The sequence below is a fragment of the Paraburkholderia sejongensis genome, from assembly GCF_020880815.1.
In the GTDB taxonomy this organism is placed as follows: domain Bacteria; phylum Pseudomonadota; class Gammaproteobacteria; order Burkholderiales; family Burkholderiaceae; genus Paraburkholderia; species Paraburkholderia sejongensis.
Map to the genome: position 1 here is coordinate 50,370 of NZ_JAJITD010000015.1, position 20,654 is coordinate 71,023.

Sequence of the window (20,654 nt, forward strand, 5' to 3'; positions counted from 1 at the left end):
TGGACGGCTAATCAGGATCTCAAACGAAAACCGGAGGCTATATGAGCTATAAGACCGAGGAAGTCGCATTCGCAACGACGCCGGACGCCGGGCAGATCGTGGGCACGAGCAAGCAGACACTGAAAGCGACCGCGCGCAGCACCGCCGACTACCGCGCGTTGGATGCCGCGCACCATCTCCATCCGTTCTCGGATATGGGCGCGCTGAACCGCGCGGGCAGCCGCGTGATCGTCAAAGCGCACGGCGTGTATTTGTGGGACTCGGACGGCAACAAGATCATCGACGCAATGGCGGGACTATGGTGCGTGAACGTCGGCTATGGCCGCAAGGAACTCGCCGACGCCGCGTATCGGCAGATGCAGGAACTGCCGTACTACAACACGTTCTTCAAGACCACGCATCCGCCGGTGATCGAACTGTCCGCACTGCTCGCCGAATTGACGCCCGCGCAGTTCAATCACTTCTTCTACTGCAACAGCGGTTCGGAAGGCAATGACACGGTGCTGCGCATCGTCCACCAATACTGGGCGACGCAACGCCGCCCCGCGAAGAAGTTCGTCATCGCGCGCAAGAACGCTTATCACGGCTCGACGATCGCGGGCGGCACGCTCGGTGGGATGGCGTATATGCATGAGCAGATGCCGTCGAAAGTCGAGAACATCGTGCATATCGATCAGCCGTATTTCTTCGGCGAAGCGGCGAGCGATCAGACGCCGGAAGAATTCGCATTGGAGCGGGCCCGGCAACTGGAACAGAAGATTCTCGAGCTCGGCGCGGACAATGTCGCCGCGTTTATCGGCGAGCCTTTCCAGGGAGCCGGCGGCGTGATTTTCCCGGCGGCAAACTATTGGCCGGAAATCCAGCGCATTTGCCGCAAATACGACGTGCTGCTGGTCGCGGACGAAGTGATCGGCGGCTTCGGGCGTACCGGCGAATGGTTCGCGCATCAGTACTTCGGCTTCGAGCCGGATCTGATTACGCTGGCCAAGGGGTTGACGAGCGGTTATGTGCCGATGGGCGCGGTCGGGCTGCATGAGCGCGTCGCGCGCGCACTGATCGAGCACGGTGAGTTCAATCACGGGCTGACGTATTCGGGGCATCCGGTGGCGGCTGCCGTTGCCGTCGCGAATCTGAAGCTGCTGCGCGATGAGAAGATCGTCGAGCGCGTGAAAGCGGATACCGGTCCGTACCTTCAGAACAGGCTGCGTGAGACGTTCGCCGGGCATCCGATCGTCGGCGAGATCAGCGGTGCGGGTCTGGTTGCCGGCGTCCAGCTTGCGCTGGAGCCGCGCACCCGCAAGCGCTTCGACAATGGCGGTGAAGTCGGCACGCTGTGCCGAGATTTCTGCTTCAACGGCAATCTGGTGATGCGCGCGACCGGCGACCGGATGCTGCTGTCGCCGCCGCTGGTGATCAGCCGGCCGGAAATCGACGAGATAGTGAGCAAGGCGAAAGCGGCGTTCGATGCGACCGCGCGGACGCTTGGGATTATCCTGTAGCGCAGGGGCGGCCCGCGGGTCGCCTGCCGAGGCACAGAGATTGCGCGATCCGAAGCTGCCTCCATCCGCCACCGCTCCACACCGACCAGGATTTTCCAGCCATGAACGAATACTGCATGTTCAAAGGGAATTTACTGCGCGCCGCGCCTTTCAAGGATTCGTATGTGGGCAGTCCGCACTACGTCATTACGGTCACCGCCAACGACAACAAACCATTCAACCTCGTCGTGAATTCGGCATCGACCCAGCCCGGTAAAAACGGCAGCGACGATGTGTACTTCTACGCCGACCTGAACTTCACCGATCCGCTGACCGCCAAACTAACGGCTCTCGCTCCCGGTCTCTACACCAGCGGCTTCCCACGCCTCGATTACTTCCAGGACAGCAGCCTGCTCGACATCCGCAGAATGCGGCCGATTCCATACAAGGACGAGAACGGCAACCGCGCCGACGTCAACGACATCGTCAACGGCATTCTGACGATCGACGAAAGCCAGCCGGCCGAAAGCCTGCCGTACGACAACGGCAGCGGTCAGCTGCATAACCGCGACTTCTGGACCCCGACCACCGCGGGCATCGTGGTTTACGGCTTCGGCTTTCTGTTCCTGCCGAAAAAGGACGGCCTGCACGAAACCCACATGAATCAGGGCAATCCGCGCGGTCCGCACTACGACGAAAACGGCGCGTTCCAGGATGGCGCGGTAATCGTGCAGCGCGCCGACGGCTTCGCCGCGATGTTCACTGCGTTTCAGACCCAGTATCTGCCGACCGACGCGTCCGGCAATCCCGTGCCGAACGCACTGGCGTTGCCGGATTACATCCGCGGCGGCGGCAGCTAAATCAGAAGCTGTGCCGCAGACCCGCCATCAAACCCAACTGACCGGCGCCCGGCGCGGGCGTCGTGCCGCGGCCGGACCGCCGGACCGCCGTATCGCTCAGCGCGCGCTCGCGCCGCCTCTGCGCGGTATATGGCGCTGCACGACCGCCAGCGCGATCAACACGACCACCATCGCGATGCCGAGCATCAGCAGGTAGCCGAACGCGCCGCCGGCCGTAATCACCGCCGCGCCCGCGAACGCGCTGAGGATCGCGCCGAGGCGGCCGACCGCGAGTGCGGACGCGGTACCGGTTGCCCGCACGCCGGTCGTGTAGACGTATGCGCACAGTGCGTACATCGTCGATTGCACCGCGTTGACGAACAGCCCATGCAGGCCGAGGCCGAAGATCATCAGCGTGGAGTGTTGCGTCGCGTTCACGCCGAGCAGCAGCCACGCACTCGCGACCCCGCCCGCGCAGCACAGCAGCAGCGGCCAGCGCGAACCGTAGCGGCCGATCGCAAGCGCGCACAGCACCGCGCCGATCACACCGCCCAGGTTGTACGCGCTCAGACCGTAGCCCGCCATCGCGACGCTAAAGCCCTCGCTGGTCAGCATCGACGGCAGCCAGCTGAACGCCGCGTACACGGCAAGCAGGCACATGAAGAACGCGCCCCAGATCGCAACGGTGTCGCGCGCGCGGCCGTCGCGGAACAGCGCGGTAAAACCGATGTGTTTCTCCGCACTTTGCTCACGCACGTCGGTGAAGCTCGCATCGGCCGACACGTCGCGCTGCATCCGGCGCAGCAGCTTCACGAGTTCCGGCCAGCGGCGCGGACGGCGCGCAAGAAAGCGCGGCGATTCCGGCAGCGCGAACAGCAGCACGAGCGCCAGCAGCAGCGGCAGCACCCCGCCCGCGACGAACAGACCCCGCCAGCCGTACACCGGCAACACCTGGCCCGCGAACAGCCCGGCGACCATCCCGCCCAGCGGCACGCACAGAATCGTCGCGGTCACCGCGAAGGTGCGAAAGCGCGCGGGCGTGAATTCGGCGGTCAGCGTGGTCGAACTCGGCAGCGCGCCGCCGATCCCCAGCCCCGCGATGAAGCGCAGCGCCGCGATCGCCGCGACGTTCGGCGCGAGGCTGATCGCACAGGTCGCGACGCCGAACACCAGCACGCTGCCGATCACCGCCCAACGGCGGCCGAAGCGATCGGCGAACAGGCCGGCGAACGCGCTGCCGATCCCCATTCCGACCAGCCCCGCCGCGACCACCGGCGCAAATGCGTTGCGCGTGATGCCCCACTCCTTGATCAGCGTCGGAATCGCGAAGCCGATCAGCTGACTGTCGAAACCGTCGACGACGATCGACAGCGCCGCTAGCACCACCGCGATTTTCTGCAACAGCGTGTACGGACCGTCGTCGAGCGCGTGGCCGATATCGACCGCGCTGCCGCCGCGCGAGATACCGGCGAGCGCCGCGTCGTGAGGCGCGCCCGAGGCGGCCGAGGCGGGAGGAACGTAATTCATGAGCTTGTCTCCATGTTTGCGCTGCGTGCGCGTTTATCGATTTTTTTTTATCGTTATCGGTGTCGCCGGCGCGGCTTGCACGCGCGCCGGATTTCATGCGTCAACGCGGGCCGCGCGCGTCGACCAGCCGTACCAGTTGCAGCAGACATTCGGTGGTCGGGACGGCGATGCCCTTCGCGTGCGCGGCCGCGACGACCGCGCCGTTGATCGCTTCGATCTCGGTTTTGCGGCCGGCCAGCACGTCCTGCAACATCGACGGCCGATGCGCGCGGTGATTCGCGAGCGCGAAGCGCACGTTGTCGATCACATGCGCTTCGTCGAATGCGACGCCGTTCGCGCACGCGACCGTCGCAACCTCGGCGACGATCTTCAGCGCGAGCGCCTCGCCGTCCGGCAGATTCGTCAGCTCGCCGACCGTGCATTGGGTCATCGCGCACAGACTATTGAGCGCCGCGTTGAAAGCGACCTTCTCCCAGATCGCCGACCACACGTTCGGATCGGCGACGCTGTTCAGGCCGGCCGAATTCAATGCATCGACGGTGCGCTGCACATGCGCGTGCAGTTCGCCGTCCGCGCTCATCAGCCGGATTTCGCCGGCGCCGTGCGAGCTGACCTCGCCGGCGCCCGGCTTGTCGGCCGGCCATGTGGTCATGCCCGCCATCACGCGTTCGCGCGGCACGTGGCGAGCAATTCGTTCGACATTGCCCAGGCCGTTCTGCAGCGACAGCACCGCGGTGTGCTCGCCGAGCAATGCTCGCGCGGAGGTCAATGCCGCGTCGGTGTGCATCGTCTTCGTGAAGACGATCAGCAGCTCGGGCGCGGCAGCGGCCTGTTCGGGACGGCAGCCTTTAAGACTCCCAACCATTCGCGAGCCCGCGTCCGTCGTCACGCGCAAGCCCTCGCGGGCAATCGCGTCGAGGTGCGCGTCGTCGATATCGACGAGCGTGACGCGATGGCCCGCCTCGGCCAGCAGCCCACCGAACAGCGAGCCCATTGCGCCCGCGCCGAGAATTGCAATATCCATAGCGTCTCGCATCGCGCTCTCCTGGTTAGAACGGGTAGTGACGCGGGGTCGTTTGCAAGGTGATCCAGCGCAGATCGGTGAATTCCGCGATCCCCGCCTTGCCGCCGAAATGACCGAAGCCGCTCGACTTCACGCCGCCGAACGGCATCTGCGCTTCGTCGTGCACGGTCGGTCCGTTCACGTGGCAGATGCCCGACTCGATGCGCTTCGCGACGTTCAGCGCGCGCGCCGTGTCGCGGCTGAACACCGCGGCGGACAGCCCGTATTCGTTGTCGTTCGCGCAGGCGATCGCAGCCTCTTCGCCGCTCACGCGCACGATCGGCTTGACCGGGCCGAACGATTCGTCGCGATAGATACGCATCTCGGGCGTCACGCCATCGAGCAGCGTGGCCGGCATCAGCGTGGTTTCGCTGCGGCCGCCGCACACCAGCGTCGCGCCCTTCGCGAGCGCATCGTCGATCAGCGCGTTGCAGCGCTCGACGGTGCTCATATCGACCACCGAGCCGAGCACGACCGGACCGTTGCGCGGATCGCCGAGCGGCAGTGCGCGAGCGCGCGCGGCCAGCTTGTCGACGAACGCGTCGGCGATGCTGTCGTCGACGATGATTCGTTCGGTGGACATACAAATCTGCCCGGAATTGGCGAACGCGCCGAACACGGCTGCGTCGACGGCGGCGCTGATGTCCGCGTCATCGAGCACGACGAGCGGGGCCTTGCCGCCGAGTTCGAGCACCGACGGCTTCAGATTGCGCGCACAGGTCTCGGCGATGATGCGGCCCACGCGGGTCGAGCCGGTGAAGTTCACGCGGCGCACCGCCGGATGTTCGATCATCGCGTCGACGATGCGCGCGGCGTCGGCCGGCGCATTGGTCACGAAGTTCACGGTGCCGCGCGGCAAGCCGGCTTCCTGCATCGCCTCGATGATCAGGCCGTGGGTCGCCGGGCAGATCTCCGAGCCCTTCAAAACGACCGTGTTGCCGCACGCGAGCGGCAGCGCGATCGCGCGCACGGCGAGGATCACCGGCGCGTTCCACGGCGCGATGCCGAGCACCACGCCGGCCGGCTGGCGCACGCCCATCGCGAGACTGCCGGGCACGTCGGACGGAATCAGCTCGCCGGCGATCTGCGTGGTCAGCGCGGCCGCCTCGATCAGGCCGGCCGCCGCCAGGTGCACGTTGAAGCCGGCCCAGATGCCGGACGCGCCGGTCTCGGCGGCCATCGCCGCCGCGAACGCGTCGGCCTTCGCTTCGAGCGCGTGCGCGGCTTTGGTCAGCAATGCGCGGCGCTCGCTCGGGCCCAGCGCGGACCAGACCGGGAACGCGGCGGCGGCGGCATCGACGGCGGCCACCGCATCTTCGACCGTCGCGGCCGGCGCGCGCGTCGCCACTTCGCCGTCCAGCGGGTTGCGGCGCTCGAAGGTTGCGCCGTTGCGCGCCTGAACCTGTTCGCCGGCGATCAGCATCGAGACATTTTTCATCGTATGTGTCCTTTGTCGGGCGCGGCGCGTGCCTCAGCACCTGCTCCGCTCCCATCTAATGTTGTCGGAAATTACGCGCGACGCGCAGCCCGTTACGCGACGACCAGCTCGACCAGCGTCGGGCCATCGTGCAAAGGCCCGGCCGCGAGTGCGGCGCGCAACGCGTCGGCGAGTTTAGCCGCAGCGTCGACCCGCACGCCAGGGCAACCCATCCCCGCCGCGATCGTCACGAAGTCGAGCCCCGGCAGATCGGTGCCCTGCACCGGCTCGTGCGGGCCGAATCCGAACACCGGCGCGAAGTCCTGCAACGCCGCGTAGCGCGTGTTGTTCAGGATCACGAAGGTAATCGGCAAGCGCAGCTGCGCGGCGCTCCAGATCGCCTGGATCGAGTACATGCTGGAGCCGTCGCCGATCAGCGCGATCACGCGTTCGCCGGGCCGCGCGAGCGCGACGCCGACCGCGGCCGGCATCCCGTAGCCGAGGCCGCCGCTGTCCATCGTCAGGAATCTGCCGGCGCGCGGGATCGGCAGATAGCGTTGCATCACGGGCCGCGAACTCGGCGCTTCCTCGACGACGATGCCGTCGGGATCGCGCACTTCGGCGAGCGTCTGCAACGCGAATGCGACCGACATCCGTTCGCCGGCCACCGGCGGCAGCGCGCGCGGCGGCACCTCGCGCGGCGCCGGCAACGCCCGCTCTGCCGGCGCCGCGCGCGCGAGCAGGTCCTGCACGCCGAGCCGCACGTTGCCGACCGCGACGATCCCTTGCGGCGTCCAGGACGCCACCGCCGGATCGTCGATCAACTGGCACAGCTGCGCGCCCGGCGGCACGTGCGGCCCGTTGCCTTCGACGTGATAGGTGAACGCCGGCGCACCGATCGCGAAGATCGCGTCATGCGCGCCGAGCAGTTCGACGATGCGCTCGCGCATCGCCGGCAGGAAGCCCGCGAACAGCCGATGCGTTTCCGGGAAGCTGCAACGCCCGGTCATCGGCGCGACGTAGACCCGCGCGCGATGGCGCTCGGCGAGCCGCACGACTTCATCGGCCGCGTCCGCGCGATCGACCGCGCCGCCGACCACGAACGCGGGCCGCTCGCACGCGTCGAGCAACGCGCCGATGCGCTCGAGCATCGCCGGATCGGGACGCGTGACGTGCGCGACTTCGCGCTCGGGCACGCGCTCGGCCGGCTGATCCCAGTCGTCGGCGGGAATCGACACGAACACCGGGCCGCGCGGCTCCTGCATCGCGATCGCGTACGCTCGCGCGATCGCCAGCGGCACGTCCTGCGCGCGCGCCGGCTCGATGCTCCATTTCACATAGGGCTTCGGCAATTCGGTCGCCTGGGTCGCGGCGAGAAACGGGTCGTACGGCAGGATCGAGCGGGCCTGCTGACCGGCGGTGACGACCAGCGGCGTGCGATTGCGAAACGCGGTGAAGATGTTGCCCATCGCGTTGCCGACGCCCGCCGCCGAGTGCAGGTTGATCAACGCCGCGTTGCCGGTCGCCTGCGCGTAGCCGTCGGCCATGCCGACCACCACCGCTTCCTGCAAGCCGAGCACGTAGCGGAAATCCGTGGGGAAATCGCGGAACATCGGCAGCTCGGTCGAGCCGGGGTTCGCGAAGATCGACGTCATGCCGACGCGGCGCGCGAAGTCGACCACCGCGTCGCGAACGGTCCATTGCGCGGCGCCCGGGCTGCCTGCCTGCGGGCGCGATTGAACTGCCTGTGCGTGATTGTGTTGCGGCGCGCTGCCTGTCATGTGATGTCTCCTGTCTTGTGAGCGCCTGAATTCGATAGCTGATTATCTGGTCGCCTAGGGGTAACCGAAAATTGCCGAATCTGCCAAAAGGCATTACCTTTTGGCATGACTTACAACCTCCAGCAATTGCAGGCGTTTGCGACGATCGTCGAAAGCGGCAGCCTTGGGCGGGCCGCGGACGCGCTGCACATTACCCAGCCGGCGCTGAGCCGGACCATCCGCCGGCTCGAGGAACAGGTGGGCGCGCCGCTGTTCGAGCGGCACTCGCGTGGCATGCATCTGACCGCGGTCGGCGAGGCGCTGCTGCCGCACGCGATCCTGCTGCAACGCGAGGCCGAACAGGCGCGCGAGGAAATCGATGCGATGCGCGGGCTCGCGCGCGGCACGATCCGGGTCGGCGCGGTGGGCAGCATCGCGAGCCTCGTGCTGCCGCTCGCGGTCAGCGGCGTGCTCGACAAGTGGCCGAATCTGCACGTCGAGATCATCGAGGGCGTGTGGGACCGGCTCGCCGATGCGCTGGTCAAACGCGAAATCGATCTCGCGCTCAGCCGGGCCATGCCCGATACCGACGAGATCACCGCGATCACCGATTGCCGCTGGGAAGACGCGAGCTATGTGGTCGCCGCGCTCGATCATCCGCTGCGCGCGAAGCCCGACCTCACGCTCGCCGATACGATGAACGAACGCTGGGCGATTCCGCCGCGCGGCACCGGGCCGTTCGAGCATATGCAAAGCGTGTTCGCCGAGCGCGGCCTGGGACTGCCGAATATCGTCGTCGAGACCCGCTCGGTGACGACGCTCAAGAGTCTGGTCGCGCGCTCGGGCTTTCTGAGCTGGATGGCCTCGACGATGTATGTGACCGAGAGCAAGGCCGGCGTGTTCGATACGCTCGCGGTGCCGGGGGTGGTCGGGCGGCGCACGCTGACCGCGTTCCGGCGGCGGCAAGGCATTCTGCCCAGTCCGGCGGTAAAGCTGCTGGAGCAATTGCGGTTGTTGACCGCGGCGGGGGTGGATGCGGGGTAACCTGCTGCGTGAACCGGGCCAAGCCGGGCCGATGCGCGTGCTTTACTATCCTGTTGCCTGCCTGGTGCCTGTCCCGCTACCGCGCGCCGGCATCCGACTGCCGTTCGGTTTGCTTTCTTTCTGCTTTCTGTTTGCTTTCCGTTTGCGAGGCCCCGCCGATGACCACTCTGCTCACCCGCGAATTCGCGTCGAAATTTGCCAACCTCGCGCTCGCGCATCTGACGCGCGAATATCCGAACAAGCTTACCCACTCGCTCGCCGGTCCGCAGGACGTGCAAGGTCCGCGCGCGTTGCATCCGATCTTTTACGGCAGCTACGACTGGCATTCCTGCGTGCACGGCTACTGGCTGATCCTGCATCTGCTCGAACGGTTTCCCGACCTGCCCGAAGCGGCGCGCATCGTCGCGGTGGTCGATGAACACATTACCGATGCGAACGTCGCCGGCGAGCGCGCGTATCTCGATCTGCCGCTCAATCGTGGTTTCGAGCGGCCGTACGGCTGGGCGTGGCTGCTCGCGCTGAGCGGGCAGCTCGAAGCGCTGAAGATTTCCGAGGCCGCGCGTTGGGTGAAAACGTTTGCGCCGCTCACTGAAGCGTTCGTCGAACGCTTCGAGGAATTCTTGCCGAAGGCGACTTATCCGCTGCGTGTCGGCACGCATTTCAATATGGCGTTCGCGCTTTCGCTGACACTCGATTTCGCGCGGCAAACATCGCGCACTTCGCTCGATGCGTTGATCGTGAGTACTGCGGAGCGATGGTTTCTCGATGACGTCGCGTGTCAGGCGTGGGAGCCGGCCGGGGACGAGTTTTTGTCGCCGTCGCTGATGGAAGCGGAGATGATGCGGCGCGTGCTGCCGTCTGCGCATTTTGCCAACTGGTTCGGGCGCTTCCTACCGGATCTCGGCGCGAAACAGCCGGCGACGTTGTTCACGCCGGTCACCGTCACCGATCGCAGCGACGGCAAGATCGCGCATCTCGATGGCTTGAATCTGAGTCGCGCGTGGTGCCAAAGGTCTCTCGCGCGGGCGCTGCCTGCGGGGGACATTCGTGCGAAGGTATTGCTCGATGCAGCCGAGCTTCATTTGCAGAGCGCATTACCGCATGTGGCCGGCGATTATATGGGCGAGCATTGGCTCGCGACGTTTGCGACGTTGGCACTGGAGGCTTGATTAGCCTGTAGTTTCAGGCTGCATTCCGAGGGGCGTTTCGTTTGAAACGCCCTTTTTTTATGCTCGTTGCCGGACTGCGAAGAAGACCGTCAGACTCGATTCACACGACCAGCATGCGGCGGTGCACCTGGCACAAAAGGTGGAAGCATTGGCCCCATATATCTTCTACGCGCCATTAAGCTTATAAGTAGGGCAAATCTCTCATACGTTGGTTTCACTGTGCTGGCGAGACATGCCCCACGTGTCCGGCGGAGTTGTTCGCACATCGTCCTTCCATATGCGAGGAGGCGCACTGAGAACATCGAAATTCTGTCGACTCAGCATGGCTTCGTCTGCTTTACTGGTGTAGTGCGACCGCGAAAGCTTTGTCGCCGAATTCCCGCGTTACGGCTGCCTGTTCGATCTTCAGCACAACGCTGAACCGCCGATCTTTGCAACCTTGCATCAGACTAAAGACTATGAGCTCACAAGGCGAAAATCTCGTATCCGCGGAACCTCAAGAAGGTTGCGATCACAACGAGCAAGCCACGATTCGTACGACGGTTGCAATAGCGGCTCCCTCCGTTACCGTCGTGATGGCCAACTTCAACGGCGCGAACTGGATCGAAGAAGCGATCCAGTCGGTGCAGAGACAAAGCGTGGCCGATTGGGAACTCATCGTGGTGGACGATGCATCGACCGACGCCAGCGTCGAGATAGTCCAGGCCGCTGCCGCCCGCGATCCACGCATCGTTCTGCTAACTTCCGCCACCAACGCCGGGCCTTCGATCGCGCGTAATCGGGCGCTCGATCGTGCGCGCGGGCGCTGGATCACGATCCTCGACAGCGACGACCGCTTCGCGCCCGGACGCCTCGAGGCGTTGCTCGCAAAAGCCGAGGCCACCGGCGCCGGGATCGTCGCCGACGATCTGCTGATCATGAACGAAAGCGGCTCGCTCACCGGCTATTCGCTGCTCGGACTGACCGCCGAGAAAACCTTCGATGCGGTCGCGCTCGTCAATGCGCCGAACCTCGGCTATCTGCAGCCGATGATCAAAACGGAACTGCTCACCGGACTTCGGTACGACGCGCGGGTTCGTTCCGCCGAAGACTTCGATCTGCTGTTGCGCGTGCTGGTCGAACGCGATGCGCAAATGCTCGTCTATCCGGCCCTAGGCTACCACTATCGCAGACGAGGCGATTCGCTTTCCACCGACAAAGCCGCGGACCGGCGCGCGCTGCTCGGCATGCTCGATGCGAACGCGCGCTTCCGGGCATCGTACGCGCTGTCCGGACGGTTAGCCGACGCGTGCGAGCATCGGCAACGCACCCTCGAGACCTCGCTTCGCTGGGTCGATGTCACCGAGGCCGTGCGCGAAAAGCGCTTCTCCGCGGCGATCCGGCACACGCTCGATCACCCGCGGGTGCTCAGTTGCGCCGCGCAATTCGTGGCGAAGCGTTTTCGCGTTCACGTACTCGGCAACAAACGCCGCGCGCAGACATTGGGGCTCTAGGCAGGAACGCGTCGAACACCGTGACGTCGGCAACGTAATGGGACCTGCACTTTGACGCGCGGGCGATCACCTGCGGTTACCCTGGCACTGCGTAGCAGTTAGACGGGCTTTCATCAGATAGATGTACTGACCGGTTTCAGCGGCTTCAGCTGGAAAACGGCCGCTACGATCAAGATGTGAGGAGCAACCAATGAGGTTATATCCGCTCGCGCCCGCCTACGATGCAGGCGGCGTTTTCGAACTCGCCGTCGAGCCGGGCCGGCGCTTTTCGATCGCGATTTACCGGCAAGGTATCGAAGAACCGCTCGTCTATGACTGCGGCATCCGCGTGGAAGAACACGGCGCGATCGCATGCGACCAGGCGAACGGCAAATGGATTCTCACCTCGCCGCGGGGGCGAGTCGCGCCGGATCGCGACGGCGTATGGGGATGGCCGAGCTTCCGGTTTCGCTTCGATCGCGACGATGCGTCGACAGGGGTGTATGCCGCGGTGGCTTACGAGGTGCGCGCTAACGGCGAACCCGTGGACCCGCTCGGGCGCCGGTGCGCGAAGCGCGAGCCCATATACGGGCTGCCGCCGGACAGCAAGAGCATGGCAATGCTGGTTGCCCGCCCTACACGACCCTCTGCGCCGATCGCTTATATCGTGCCAGTGGCGACGTATCACGCATATAACTCGATCGGCCCTGGCGGCTTTTATCACGATCCTGTTCGCCGGAAGAAACGCATCACGACCGTGACGCTGCTCAGACCCGGCGGCGGCTTCGGCGGACAATTCGGCGAGCCGGCCGATCCCTATGATCCTCATTCCCCGCGTCAGCAGTTTCCCCATTGGGACGCGAAGTTCGTGCGCTGGCTGCAGACGAAGAACATCGCCTGCGACTTCTACACCGACCTGGATCTCGACGACGGCGAGCGGCTCGATCTGAGCCAGTATCGCTGTCTGCTGAGCGTCGGTCATCATGAGTACTGGAGCAGGAGCATGCGCGAGCGAACCGCCGCTTTCATTGCCAACGGTGGACACCACGCGATCTTCAGCGGCAACACCTGCTTTCGGCCTGTCGAATTTGCGCGCGGCGACTCGGCCTCACCCGACTTGCGGATGATCCGGCTCGCGGAAAATTGGCCCGGCTACGACGAAAGCGATCTGATCGGACTCAGTTACGGCTATGGCGGTGGCTGGTGGGGAGAATGGCACCTGCTACGGGGTGGCTGGATCAAGAAGGAACGCCCGGCGGTGGGTTTCCGGATCGAGGACGCGGGTCACTGGGCACTCGCCGGCACGCGATTGAACAACGGCGATATCCTGGGTGCGGAAGATCGGCTGGTCGGATACGAAGTCGATGGTTTGCCGCCGACGCCGAATGGTTTTCATGTGCTTGGAAGGACTGCCGTGCTCGACGGCTGGGATGTCGGCGGCCGTGGGGTTTTTGGCGTGCTTGAAAGGACGGTTGAAAGCGGCGTGCAGCCGGGGATTGTCTTTAATGCCGCTACGACCGACTGGGCTCGGGTTCTGATGGATCCACGCGCCGAAAGCATGGCGGTTGTTGATCGGATTACCAGTAATGTGTTCGAACGGTTCGTGGGCAATTCCAATAACCACGGAAGGGCGTCAGTTGTCGAGCAGGTTTAGGCGGGCTGGAATCAAAGTCGACGAAATACCAGACTCGCATTGACGCCACTAAATCCAAAGCCATTGGGTTACGGGCCGCTGCGGCCCGTGTCTTGCACCAGCTCCGGGTTCGCCTTCAGATCCCGCCAGCGACGTGCCGGGCCGGCGCCGATGTGAGGCTCTTTGTCGAACGTGAAATCCGCCAAAGAGGCTCGAACCCTGACCGACAATTTTTTCGGAATTCTCGAGAGAACCCGACCGCTTCGGTCGAGCGAATGGCAATTGACCGTTTCTCTTCCGCTCTCAAAGCGGACTTCCGTCCTCCGACTCCTTCACGACACAAAAGTATTCGCCCCTCACTCTGATTGAGCTATCGGAGATCGTCGGCGGGAAATCAGCGGTCAATTGGCGTGTCACCCCTGGCAGGCATCTCCAACGACCAGAAAAGCTGACACAAACTCCCCCTTGACTTAGAGTGCACTCTAACTCCTAACCTAAGGTCCGTCATGTCGAAATCGCTAACGATCGGTCAGGTGGCCGCGGCTACCGGTGTTTCCGCGCATACGCTGCGTTACTACGAGCAGGCGGGCCTGCTGCGCGCAGTCGGGCGCACCGATGCCGGACACCGCCTCTACTCGCCCGCCGATCTGGACTGGCTGCAATTCGTGATGCGCCTGAAGGCGACGGGAATGCCGATAGCTTCGATCAAGGCTTTCTCCGAGCTACGCGCGCAAGGCGACTCGACGTATGGTGCGCGCCGCGAAATGCTGACCGGACATCGGGACGCGGTCCTCGCACATATCGCCGAACTGCAGGCCAATCTCGCCGCAATCGTGGACAAGATCGGCTGGTACGAGAGCGCGGCGAAAAACACGGCCAGAAACGCGACACGACATGACGACAGTTTCCAACCTCATCAACAGGAAAACGACCCGTCATGGATACCGGAATCAACACCACGCAAACAAACGAGGACCGTTACACGCAGGGCTGGCAAAAGCTGAAGCAGATCGACGGCGAGGTCGGAGAAAAGGTAGTCGCCGCGCTCGCGCCGATTGCTCCGGACTTCGGCCGCATGCTGATCGAATTCGGCTTCGGCGACATTTATAGTCGCCCGCAACTCGATCTGCGCGCCCGCGAGATTGCGACGATCGCGGCGCTAGCCGCGCTCGGCAACGCACAACCGCAACTGAAGATTCATATCGAGGCAGCGCTGAATGTTGGCTGCACCCGCGACGAGATCGTCGAGGTGTTCATGCAGATGGCGCTCTATGCGGGCTTTCCGGCGGCCCTGAATGCGTTGTTCGCCGCAAAGGAGGTGTTTGCCGCGCGCGACGTCGAATAAGATGCCCGTGCGTCCTGCAACGGGCAACCCGGCGACGCGCGCAGAACGTCTCAAGCTCGTACCTCTGCCTTCGCGCTCAACCCGATCGCGAAGGCAGGAACGAACGATGATGAAGAGGTTCCGGGCACCTAGGAGTGAGTTCCCGCTGAGCGGCTCGCGACGTCGACGGTGACGATTTCGTAGCCGGGATCGGCGTGCTGCTTCGCGACCCTGGTTGCTTCCTCATACGAGCGAAACGACGTGGCTTCCCTGATTTCCGGCGCCATGCCGATATCGCCGTCCTCCGCGGTGCAGAGGAATTTCTCGCCGGTCTTCACGACATAGACGGTTGTCATGTTTGCCTCCCTTCATCGATTGCACGGCAATTTCCAGTCTAGCAGTCCGGCAAAATCGCGCATGGTTCGCTAATTTCGCTTTCGCAACGGCCGCGCCTGCCGCCTACACCAACGGAATATAGATATCGGTCTGCCACTGATCCAGCGGCGTCTCCGGAAAAACGCTCAGATAGTCGAAAAACAGCGGCTGATCGCGCAACTCTTCGCCACTGCCGGGTAGCCAGTCGCGGTAGATCGGATAGATCGTCTCGCCGATATGGTCGGTCGAGCCCGAATGCCGGACCACCGCGCAGCGGCCGCCCGGAATCACGAGTTCCCGCACGCCGAACGCATTGGGCACGACCGGCTCGTCGATCTCCCCGCAAATTTCGAAGCGGAAATCTTCTCCGGACGTGGTATCCGGATTGCTGCGCGGGATGCCGAAGGTTCGATTCGACGCCGGCGGCGATTGCCCGCTCTGCTTGCGCCAATCGATAAATTTGCGCACGCTTTCATTGACGAGCCCGGGCGGCCCGACATGTTCCAACGCGGCAACCCGCGTGTCGGCAAAATCGACGATTCGTACCTGCATGTTCAGTTTCCTCGAAAGATAAGGGACGACAAAGTTCGCACTCCAGACCTGCCAGCTCGGCTGCTGCCGGAACGCGCTCGGCGCGACGCCGAACGAGCGCTTGAATGCCCGGCTAAACGCTTCGGGACTATCGAAGCCCGCATCGGCGGCGGTATCGAGTACGGTGCAGGACTCGCGCGCGGCGAGCCGGCGGGCGGCTCGGCGCAAGCGCGTTAGTTGCACGTAGCGGGCGACCGGCACCCCGACATACGCGGCGAACTGCCGATGAAAATGAAACTTCGAAAAGTTCGCGACGCGGCTGAGCGCATCGACGGACAGATCGCCGTCGAGGTTTGCGTCGATGTAGGCAAGCGTGGCCTCGAAGCGCCGGGTATAGGCGGTGACAGCATTAGCGTGAACTAGCATGGTCTGGATCGTGTGAGTTGCGCTATGTTCGCCGATGGTTCGCGCCCCTGCCTAGCCGATCTTGCTCGATCTTCGTTGCGGCGCCGCGGCGGTAAAATCCCGCCAGGCGATCAAGCGGCCAGAAAGGTAAAAGTTGACTGAGTTTGAGCAGGGTTTCATTCTGACCCGACATTGGCGGGACACCCCCGCCGGCACGGAAATCGAGTTCTGGCTGGCCACGGACAGCGGGCCGCGCCACATCCGTCTGCGCCCCCAGCCGTCGGTCGCGTTCGTCCCCGTCGAACATCGCGAGCGCGCGGAAACGATCCTGCGCCGCGACGCCCCGCTCGATCTGCGTCCGCTCGATCTGCGCGACTTCCAGCATCGCCCGGTGATGGGCCTTTACTGCCCGCAATATCGCCAGCTGAAGGGTTACGAAAAGCGCCTGCGGGAAGGCGGCGTCGACGTCTACGAAGCCGACGTGCAGCCGCCCGAGCGCTACATGATGGAGCGCTTCATCACCGCGCCGGTGTATTTCGGCGGTGAGCCGCAACAAAATGGCCCGCTACTGAATAGCGAACTGAAACCCGCCAACGATTATCGGCCGCCGTTGAAGCTGGTTTCGCTCGATATCGAAACCAGCGCACACGCCGAGTTGTATTCAATCGCGCTTGAGGGCTGCGGCGAACGCCAGGTCTATATGCTCGGGCCGCCGAACGCCGAAGCCCGCGACCTCGATTTCAAGCTGGAGTACTGCGAAACCCGGGCCGAACTGCTGGAGAAATTCATCGCGTGGATGGAGCGGCACGACCCGGACGCGATCATCGGCTGGAATCTGGTGCAGTTCGATCTGAAGGTATTGCAGCAGCATGCCGAGCAGTATCGCGTGCCGTTGCGAATCGGCCGTGGCGCAGCCGTGATGGAATGGCGCGAGCACGGCGTCACGCGCAATCACTTTTTCGCGGGCGCGGCCGGCCGGCTGATCATCGACGGCATCGAGGCGCTGCGCTCGGCAACGTGGAGCTTTCCGTCGTTCAGCCTCGAATACGTGTCGCGTTCGGTGCTGGGCGAAGGCAAGGCGATCGACAACCCGTATCAGCGCATGGACGAAATCCAGCGCCGCTTCGACGAAGACAAGCCCGAACTCGCGCGCTACAACCTGAAAGACTGCGAACTCGTCACGCGCATCTTCGCGAAGACCGAGCTGCTGCGCTTCCTGCTCGAACGCGCGACCGTCACCGGCCTGCCCGCCGATCGCAGCGGCGGATCGGTCGCCGCGTTCACGCATCTGTATATGCCGCGAATGCACCGGCAGGGCTATGTCGCGCCGAATCTCGGCGACGTCGCCGGCGCCGCGAGCCCCGGCGGCTTCGTGATGGATTCGCGCCCCGGCCTCTACGATTCGGTGCTGGTGCTCGACTACAAGAGCCTGTATCCGTCGATCATCCGCACGTTCCTGATCGACCCGCTCGGTCTGGTCGAAGGGATGCTCCATCCCGATGACGAGCACTCGGTGCCCGGCTTTCTCGGCGCGCGCTTCTCGCGCACGCGCCACTGTCTGCCGTCGATCGTCGCGCAGGTGTGGCAAGGGCGCGAAGCGGCCAAGCGCGAACACAACAAGCCGCTGTCTCAAGCGCTGAAAATCATCATGAACGCGTTCTACGGCGTGCTCGGTTCGACGGGTTGTCGCTTTTTCGATCCGCGCCTCGCGTCGTCGATCACGATGCGCGGCCACGAGATCATGCATACGACGCGTGAATTGATCGAGGCGCAGGGCTACGAGGTGATCTACGGCGACACCGATTCGACTTTCGTGTGGCTCAAACATGCGCATGACGAGACCGACGCCGCGCGCATCGGCCGCGCGCTCGTCGAGCATATCAACGCGGCATGGCGGGACAGACTGCAAGCGCGTTTCGGGCTCGCCAGCGCGCTCGAATTGCAATTCGAGCGGCATTACCGGCGCTTCTTCATGCCGACGGTGCGTGGCGCCGAGGAAGGCAGCAAGAAGCGCTACGCCGGTCTTACCGTACTGCCGGACGGCAGCGAGGACGTCGTCTACAAGGGGCTCGAAACCGTACGCACCGACTGGACACCGCTCGCACAGCAATTCCAGCAGGAGCTATACGGGCGCATCTTCCGGCAGCAGCCGTATCAGGACTACGTGCGCGACTATGTGCGCGATACGCTCGCGGGCCGGCTCGACGACCGGCTCGTTTATCGCAAGCAGGTCCGCCGGCCGCTCGACGCGTACGAGCGCAACGTGCCGCCGCACGTGCGCGCGGCACGGGTCGCCGACGACTTCAATCGCAAGCAGGGCCGTCCGCTGCAATATCAGAACGGCGGCTGGATCAGTTACGTGATCACGGTCGCTGGACCCGAGCCGCTCGAAACGCTGCGTTCGGCGATCGACTACGAGCACTATCTGAGCAAACAGTTGCAGCCGGTCGCCGACGCGATTCTGCCGCTGCTGCGCGACGATTTCACGACGCTGATGTCGGGACAGAAGCAGTTGTTCTAGATTTCATCCCGATCGCGCTCTCCAGCCACAGGCGCGCCGCGCCGACTAGACCCGCGCGGGCCACACGAACGGCGCCGGCCGCTTGACGCGATGCTATTTCCGCCGCTCTGGCCGCAATTACGGGGCAGGTGCCGGGGCCGGGGTCGGCTTGAGCGTAGTGGTAACCAGATTGGCGATTGCCTTTTTCGTTTGCTCCGTCGCGTTCTCGTCGTACCCGATTATCACGCCTCGTTCGACACATGGGTCTGTATAGGAGAACGGCAGGTTACTTTTGACGTTCAGCAATTGCCCCGCACTGCGTTCTTCCCATGCACAGTTGCGCACGGTTTGCGCTTTCGGAAGCGGTGTTGGATGTGCGAAGGCGCGCCCGTCGAAAATATGATTGACCCCGGCGAACTCGGTAAGCTCGACGTCCGCCCCCTTGGCCTTCAACCGTTCTACATAGGCCTTGCACGGTGCAATTGGGTCATAGTTGTCCGCGCTTCCATGGAATATGCGAATGGGCGCCTTCGCAACGTTATCGTCATCCAGGTAGTGAGCACTGCAGTCCGGATAAAGCGGAACATAGGCTGCGAATCCCGGCGTGGCCGCATCGGCATGCGCTTTCTGGAAGCGGATCATGCTCGCATAGAGCGAGCCTTGCCCGCCGCGAGAAAAACCCATCAGCATCACGCGGCTCGGGTCGACACGAGGGTGCCTGGAAATAAGGCTGAGCGCGCGATATGCGTCTTCTATCTGCGCGAGTCTGCCGAGCTGACTCTGGTCATTGATCGTGGTTGTTATCCCTCGGCCCGTGAAACTGTCGACAACGAAAGTGGCAACACCCAATGACAGAAACCACTGCTCCCAGTCCGTAACCTGACCGCCAATACCTCCGGACGGGTGCAGCAGTACGACCGCGGGCAGCCTGTCCGTTCCAGCTCGAGGCAGCCGCAATTCACCGGCTATCGTCACGTGCTTGCCGTCTTCGCTTCCTGCAAGGAACGCCTCGTCTGTCAGCGTCATCGACTCGAATGGAATGACTTCCATACGCGTCCCCTGTGCATAGAGAATGCGCGGAATACACAGGAGCACAAGGACCAGCCACAGGAACCGAACACCTCTCACGATTGCGAACATGACCCTCTCCCTTGAATACGGACAGAGTTATTTATGCAGCGTTATAGGCGGTCCGGGCCAGAATGCAATCCAAACGACAGAATTGTCGTGATACGACAGACGGTGACCGCAGATAGCAGGAACTCATTCGATTCGCCGGACGCGAAGTCCCGCGGAAAACGCGGATTCGAGTCCCTCTTCGCCGCCCACCGTCACCTGACGCAGTCGCCGCGTCGCCCGAAGTAGTATTCTCCCCAGCACCCGGTCGACGACGATCTCACTCGAGGAGCCAGGCTGATGGGAAGCATCGACGCACTTGTCGTGGCGGCAGTCACCTTTGTCGGTTGCCACTTTCTTCTGTCCCATCCGCTGCGCGCGGGCGTGGTTCGCGCGATCGGCGAACGGGGCTTCCAGGGGTTGTATTCGCTGATTGCGATCCTGACATTCGGCTGGATGGTGATGGCGTTCCGCCGGGCGCCCGTCTCCGCGCCGCTATGGGCGGTCGGTGACACGCTATGGGCAGTGGCGACCGTGCTGATGTTGCTCGCGTCGATCCTGTTGATGGGTTCTCTGATCCGCAATCCGGCGTTGCCGACCGGCGGCCGCCCCGCTGCGTTGCCCGAGACGGCGCGCGGCGTATTCGCGATCACCCGTCACCCGATGATGTGGGCGTTCGCGCTATGGGGCTTCTGTCATCTCGCCGTGCTGCCGACCACCCGGAACCTCTTGCTCGCGGGCGCGATCATCGTCCTCGCGCTGGCCGGCGCCGCGTTGCAAGACCGCAAGAAGCGGCAACTGCAACCTGAATTGTGGCCCGCGTGGGAAGCGAAGACGAGTTATCTGCCGTTCGCGGCGATCGCCGCCGGCCGCGCGCGGCTGGGCGGCTTCGGAATGCACGCGCTGGCGGGCGGCGTGGTGGTGTGGCTCGTCGCGACTTGGGCTCATATGCCGCTCGCCGGATGGGCCGCCGGCATCTGGCGCTGGCTATAAGGTCTGCT

Annotated in this window: 17 protein-coding genes; 10 read left to right on the plus strand and 7 right to left on the minus strand. The window is 64.0% G+C overall.

Annotated features, from left to right (window positions below):
• Positions 1 to 41: 41 nt before the first annotated feature.
• Together LJ656_RS25675 and LJ656_RS25680 are read left to right on the plus strand one after the other, a co-directional pair.
• Positions 42 to 1,499: an aspartate aminotransferase family protein gene (locus LJ656_RS25675; RefSeq protein WP_230512330.1), complete on the plus strand. Its 1,458-nt coding sequence runs from the start codon at positions 42 to 44 to the stop codon at positions 1,497 to 1,499.
• 101 nt (positions 1,500 to 1,600) lie between these two features.
• Complete coding sequence (locus tag LJ656_RS25680) at positions 1,601 to 2,338, plus strand: DUF2278 family protein (RefSeq protein WP_230512331.1); 738 nt, start codon at positions 1,601 to 1,603, stop codon at positions 2,336 to 2,338.
• Positions 2,339 to 2,434: 96 nt separating this feature from the next.
• Here LJ656_RS25680 and LJ656_RS25685 read toward each other — a convergent pair whose 3' ends face one another.
• The 4 genes from LJ656_RS25685 to mdlC form a co-directional block, all read right to left on the minus strand.
• Positions 2,435 to 3,844, minus strand: a complete 1,410-nt coding sequence (locus tag LJ656_RS25685; protein WP_230512332.1) for an MFS transporter — start codon at positions 3,842 to 3,844, stop codon at positions 2,435 to 2,437.
• Positions 3,845 to 3,944: 100 nt separating this feature from the next.
• The gene (locus tag LJ656_RS25690; RefSeq protein ID WP_329958902.1) at positions 3,945 to 4,868 is read right to left on the minus strand and encodes a ketopantoate reductase family protein; all 924 of its coding nucleotides are present in this window, start codon (positions 4,866 to 4,868) and stop codon (positions 3,945 to 3,947) included.
• 25 nt (positions 4,869 to 4,893) lie between these two features.
• A complete protein-coding gene (locus LJ656_RS25695) occupies positions 4,894 to 6,345 on the minus strand; it encodes an aldehyde dehydrogenase (RefSeq protein WP_230512334.1) in 1,452 nt (483 codons plus the stop codon).
• A gap of 92 nt (positions 6,346 to 6,437) precedes the next feature.
• Positions 6,438 to 8,105: a benzoylformate decarboxylase gene (gene mdlC, locus LJ656_RS25700; RefSeq protein ID WP_230512335.1), complete on the minus strand. Its 1,668-nt coding sequence runs from the start codon at positions 8,103 to 8,105 to the stop codon at positions 6,438 to 6,440.
• A 105-nt stretch (positions 8,106 to 8,210) separates the two neighbouring features.
• On the opposite strand from mdlC, the gene LJ656_RS25705 reads away from it, so the two are divergent.
• The 6 genes from LJ656_RS25705 to LJ656_RS25730 all read left to right on the plus strand — a co-directional run bounded on the left by LJ656_RS25705 (position 8,211) and on the right by LJ656_RS25730 (position 14,747).
• Positions 8,211 to 9,128 (plus strand): LysR family transcriptional regulator, encoded by a 918-nt coding sequence (locus tag LJ656_RS25705; RefSeq protein ID WP_230512336.1) that lies wholly within the window; start codon positions 8,211 to 8,213, stop codon positions 9,126 to 9,128.
• A gap of 158 nt (positions 9,129 to 9,286) precedes the next feature.
• Complete coding sequence (locus LJ656_RS25710) at positions 9,287 to 10,297, plus strand: DUF2891 domain-containing protein (RefSeq protein WP_230512337.1); 1,011 nt, start codon at positions 9,287 to 9,289, stop codon at positions 10,295 to 10,297.
• A gap of 458 nt (positions 10,298 to 10,755) precedes the next feature.
• On the plus strand, positions 10,756 to 11,790 hold the full coding sequence (locus LJ656_RS25715) for a glycosyltransferase family 2 protein (RefSeq protein WP_268998787.1): 1,035 nt from the start codon (positions 10,756 to 10,758) through the stop codon (positions 11,788 to 11,790).
• A gap of 190 nt (positions 11,791 to 11,980) precedes the next feature.
• Positions 11,981 to 13,423, plus strand: a complete 1,443-nt coding sequence (locus LJ656_RS25720) for a N,N-dimethylformamidase beta subunit family domain-containing protein (RefSeq protein WP_230512339.1) — start codon at positions 11,981 to 11,983, stop codon at positions 13,421 to 13,423.
• A gap of 485 nt (positions 13,424 to 13,908) precedes the next feature.
• On the plus strand, positions 13,909 to 14,406 hold the full coding sequence (locus tag LJ656_RS25725; RefSeq protein WP_230512340.1) for a MerR family transcriptional regulator: 498 nt from the start codon (positions 13,909 to 13,911) through the stop codon (positions 14,404 to 14,406).
• Positions 14,340 to 14,747: a carboxymuconolactone decarboxylase family protein gene (locus LJ656_RS25730; protein ID WP_230512341.1), complete on the plus strand. Its 408-nt coding sequence runs from the start codon at positions 14,340 to 14,342 to the stop codon at positions 14,745 to 14,747. The genes LJ656_RS25725 and LJ656_RS25730 overlap by 67 nt, the downstream gene beginning before the upstream one ends.
• 128 nt (positions 14,748 to 14,875) lie before the next feature.
• Here LJ656_RS25730 and LJ656_RS25735 read toward each other — a convergent pair whose 3' ends face one another.
• Together LJ656_RS25735 and LJ656_RS25740 are read right to left on the minus strand one after the other, a co-directional pair.
• A complete protein-coding gene (locus LJ656_RS25735) occupies positions 14,876 to 15,082 on the minus strand; it encodes a hypothetical protein (RefSeq protein WP_230512342.1) in 207 nt (68 codons plus the stop codon).
• A gap of 103 nt (positions 15,083 to 15,185) precedes the next feature.
• On the minus strand, positions 15,186 to 16,058 hold the full coding sequence (locus tag LJ656_RS25740; protein WP_230512343.1) for an AraC family transcriptional regulator: 873 nt from the start codon (positions 16,056 to 16,058) through the stop codon (positions 15,186 to 15,188).
• Positions 16,059 to 16,191: 133 nt separating this feature from the next.
• On the opposite strand from LJ656_RS25740, the gene LJ656_RS25745 reads away from it, so the two are divergent.
• A complete protein-coding gene (locus LJ656_RS25745; protein ID WP_230512344.1) occupies positions 16,192 to 18,558 on the plus strand; it encodes a DNA polymerase II in 2,367 nt (788 codons plus the stop codon).
• A gap of 117 nt (positions 18,559 to 18,675) precedes the next feature.
• On the opposite strand, the gene LJ656_RS25750 is transcribed toward LJ656_RS25745, so the two are convergent.
• A complete protein-coding gene (locus LJ656_RS25750) occupies positions 18,676 to 19,677 on the minus strand; it encodes a dienelactone hydrolase family protein (protein ID WP_230512345.1) in 1,002 nt (333 codons plus the stop codon).
• A gap of 276 nt (positions 19,678 to 19,953) precedes the next feature.
• Between LJ656_RS25750 and LJ656_RS25755 the strand changes: the two genes are divergently transcribed.
• On the plus strand, positions 19,954 to 20,646 hold the full coding sequence (locus LJ656_RS25755; RefSeq protein WP_230512346.1) for an NnrU family protein: 693 nt from the start codon (positions 19,954 to 19,956) through the stop codon (positions 20,644 to 20,646).
• Positions 20,647 to 20,654 lie beyond the last annotated feature (8 nt).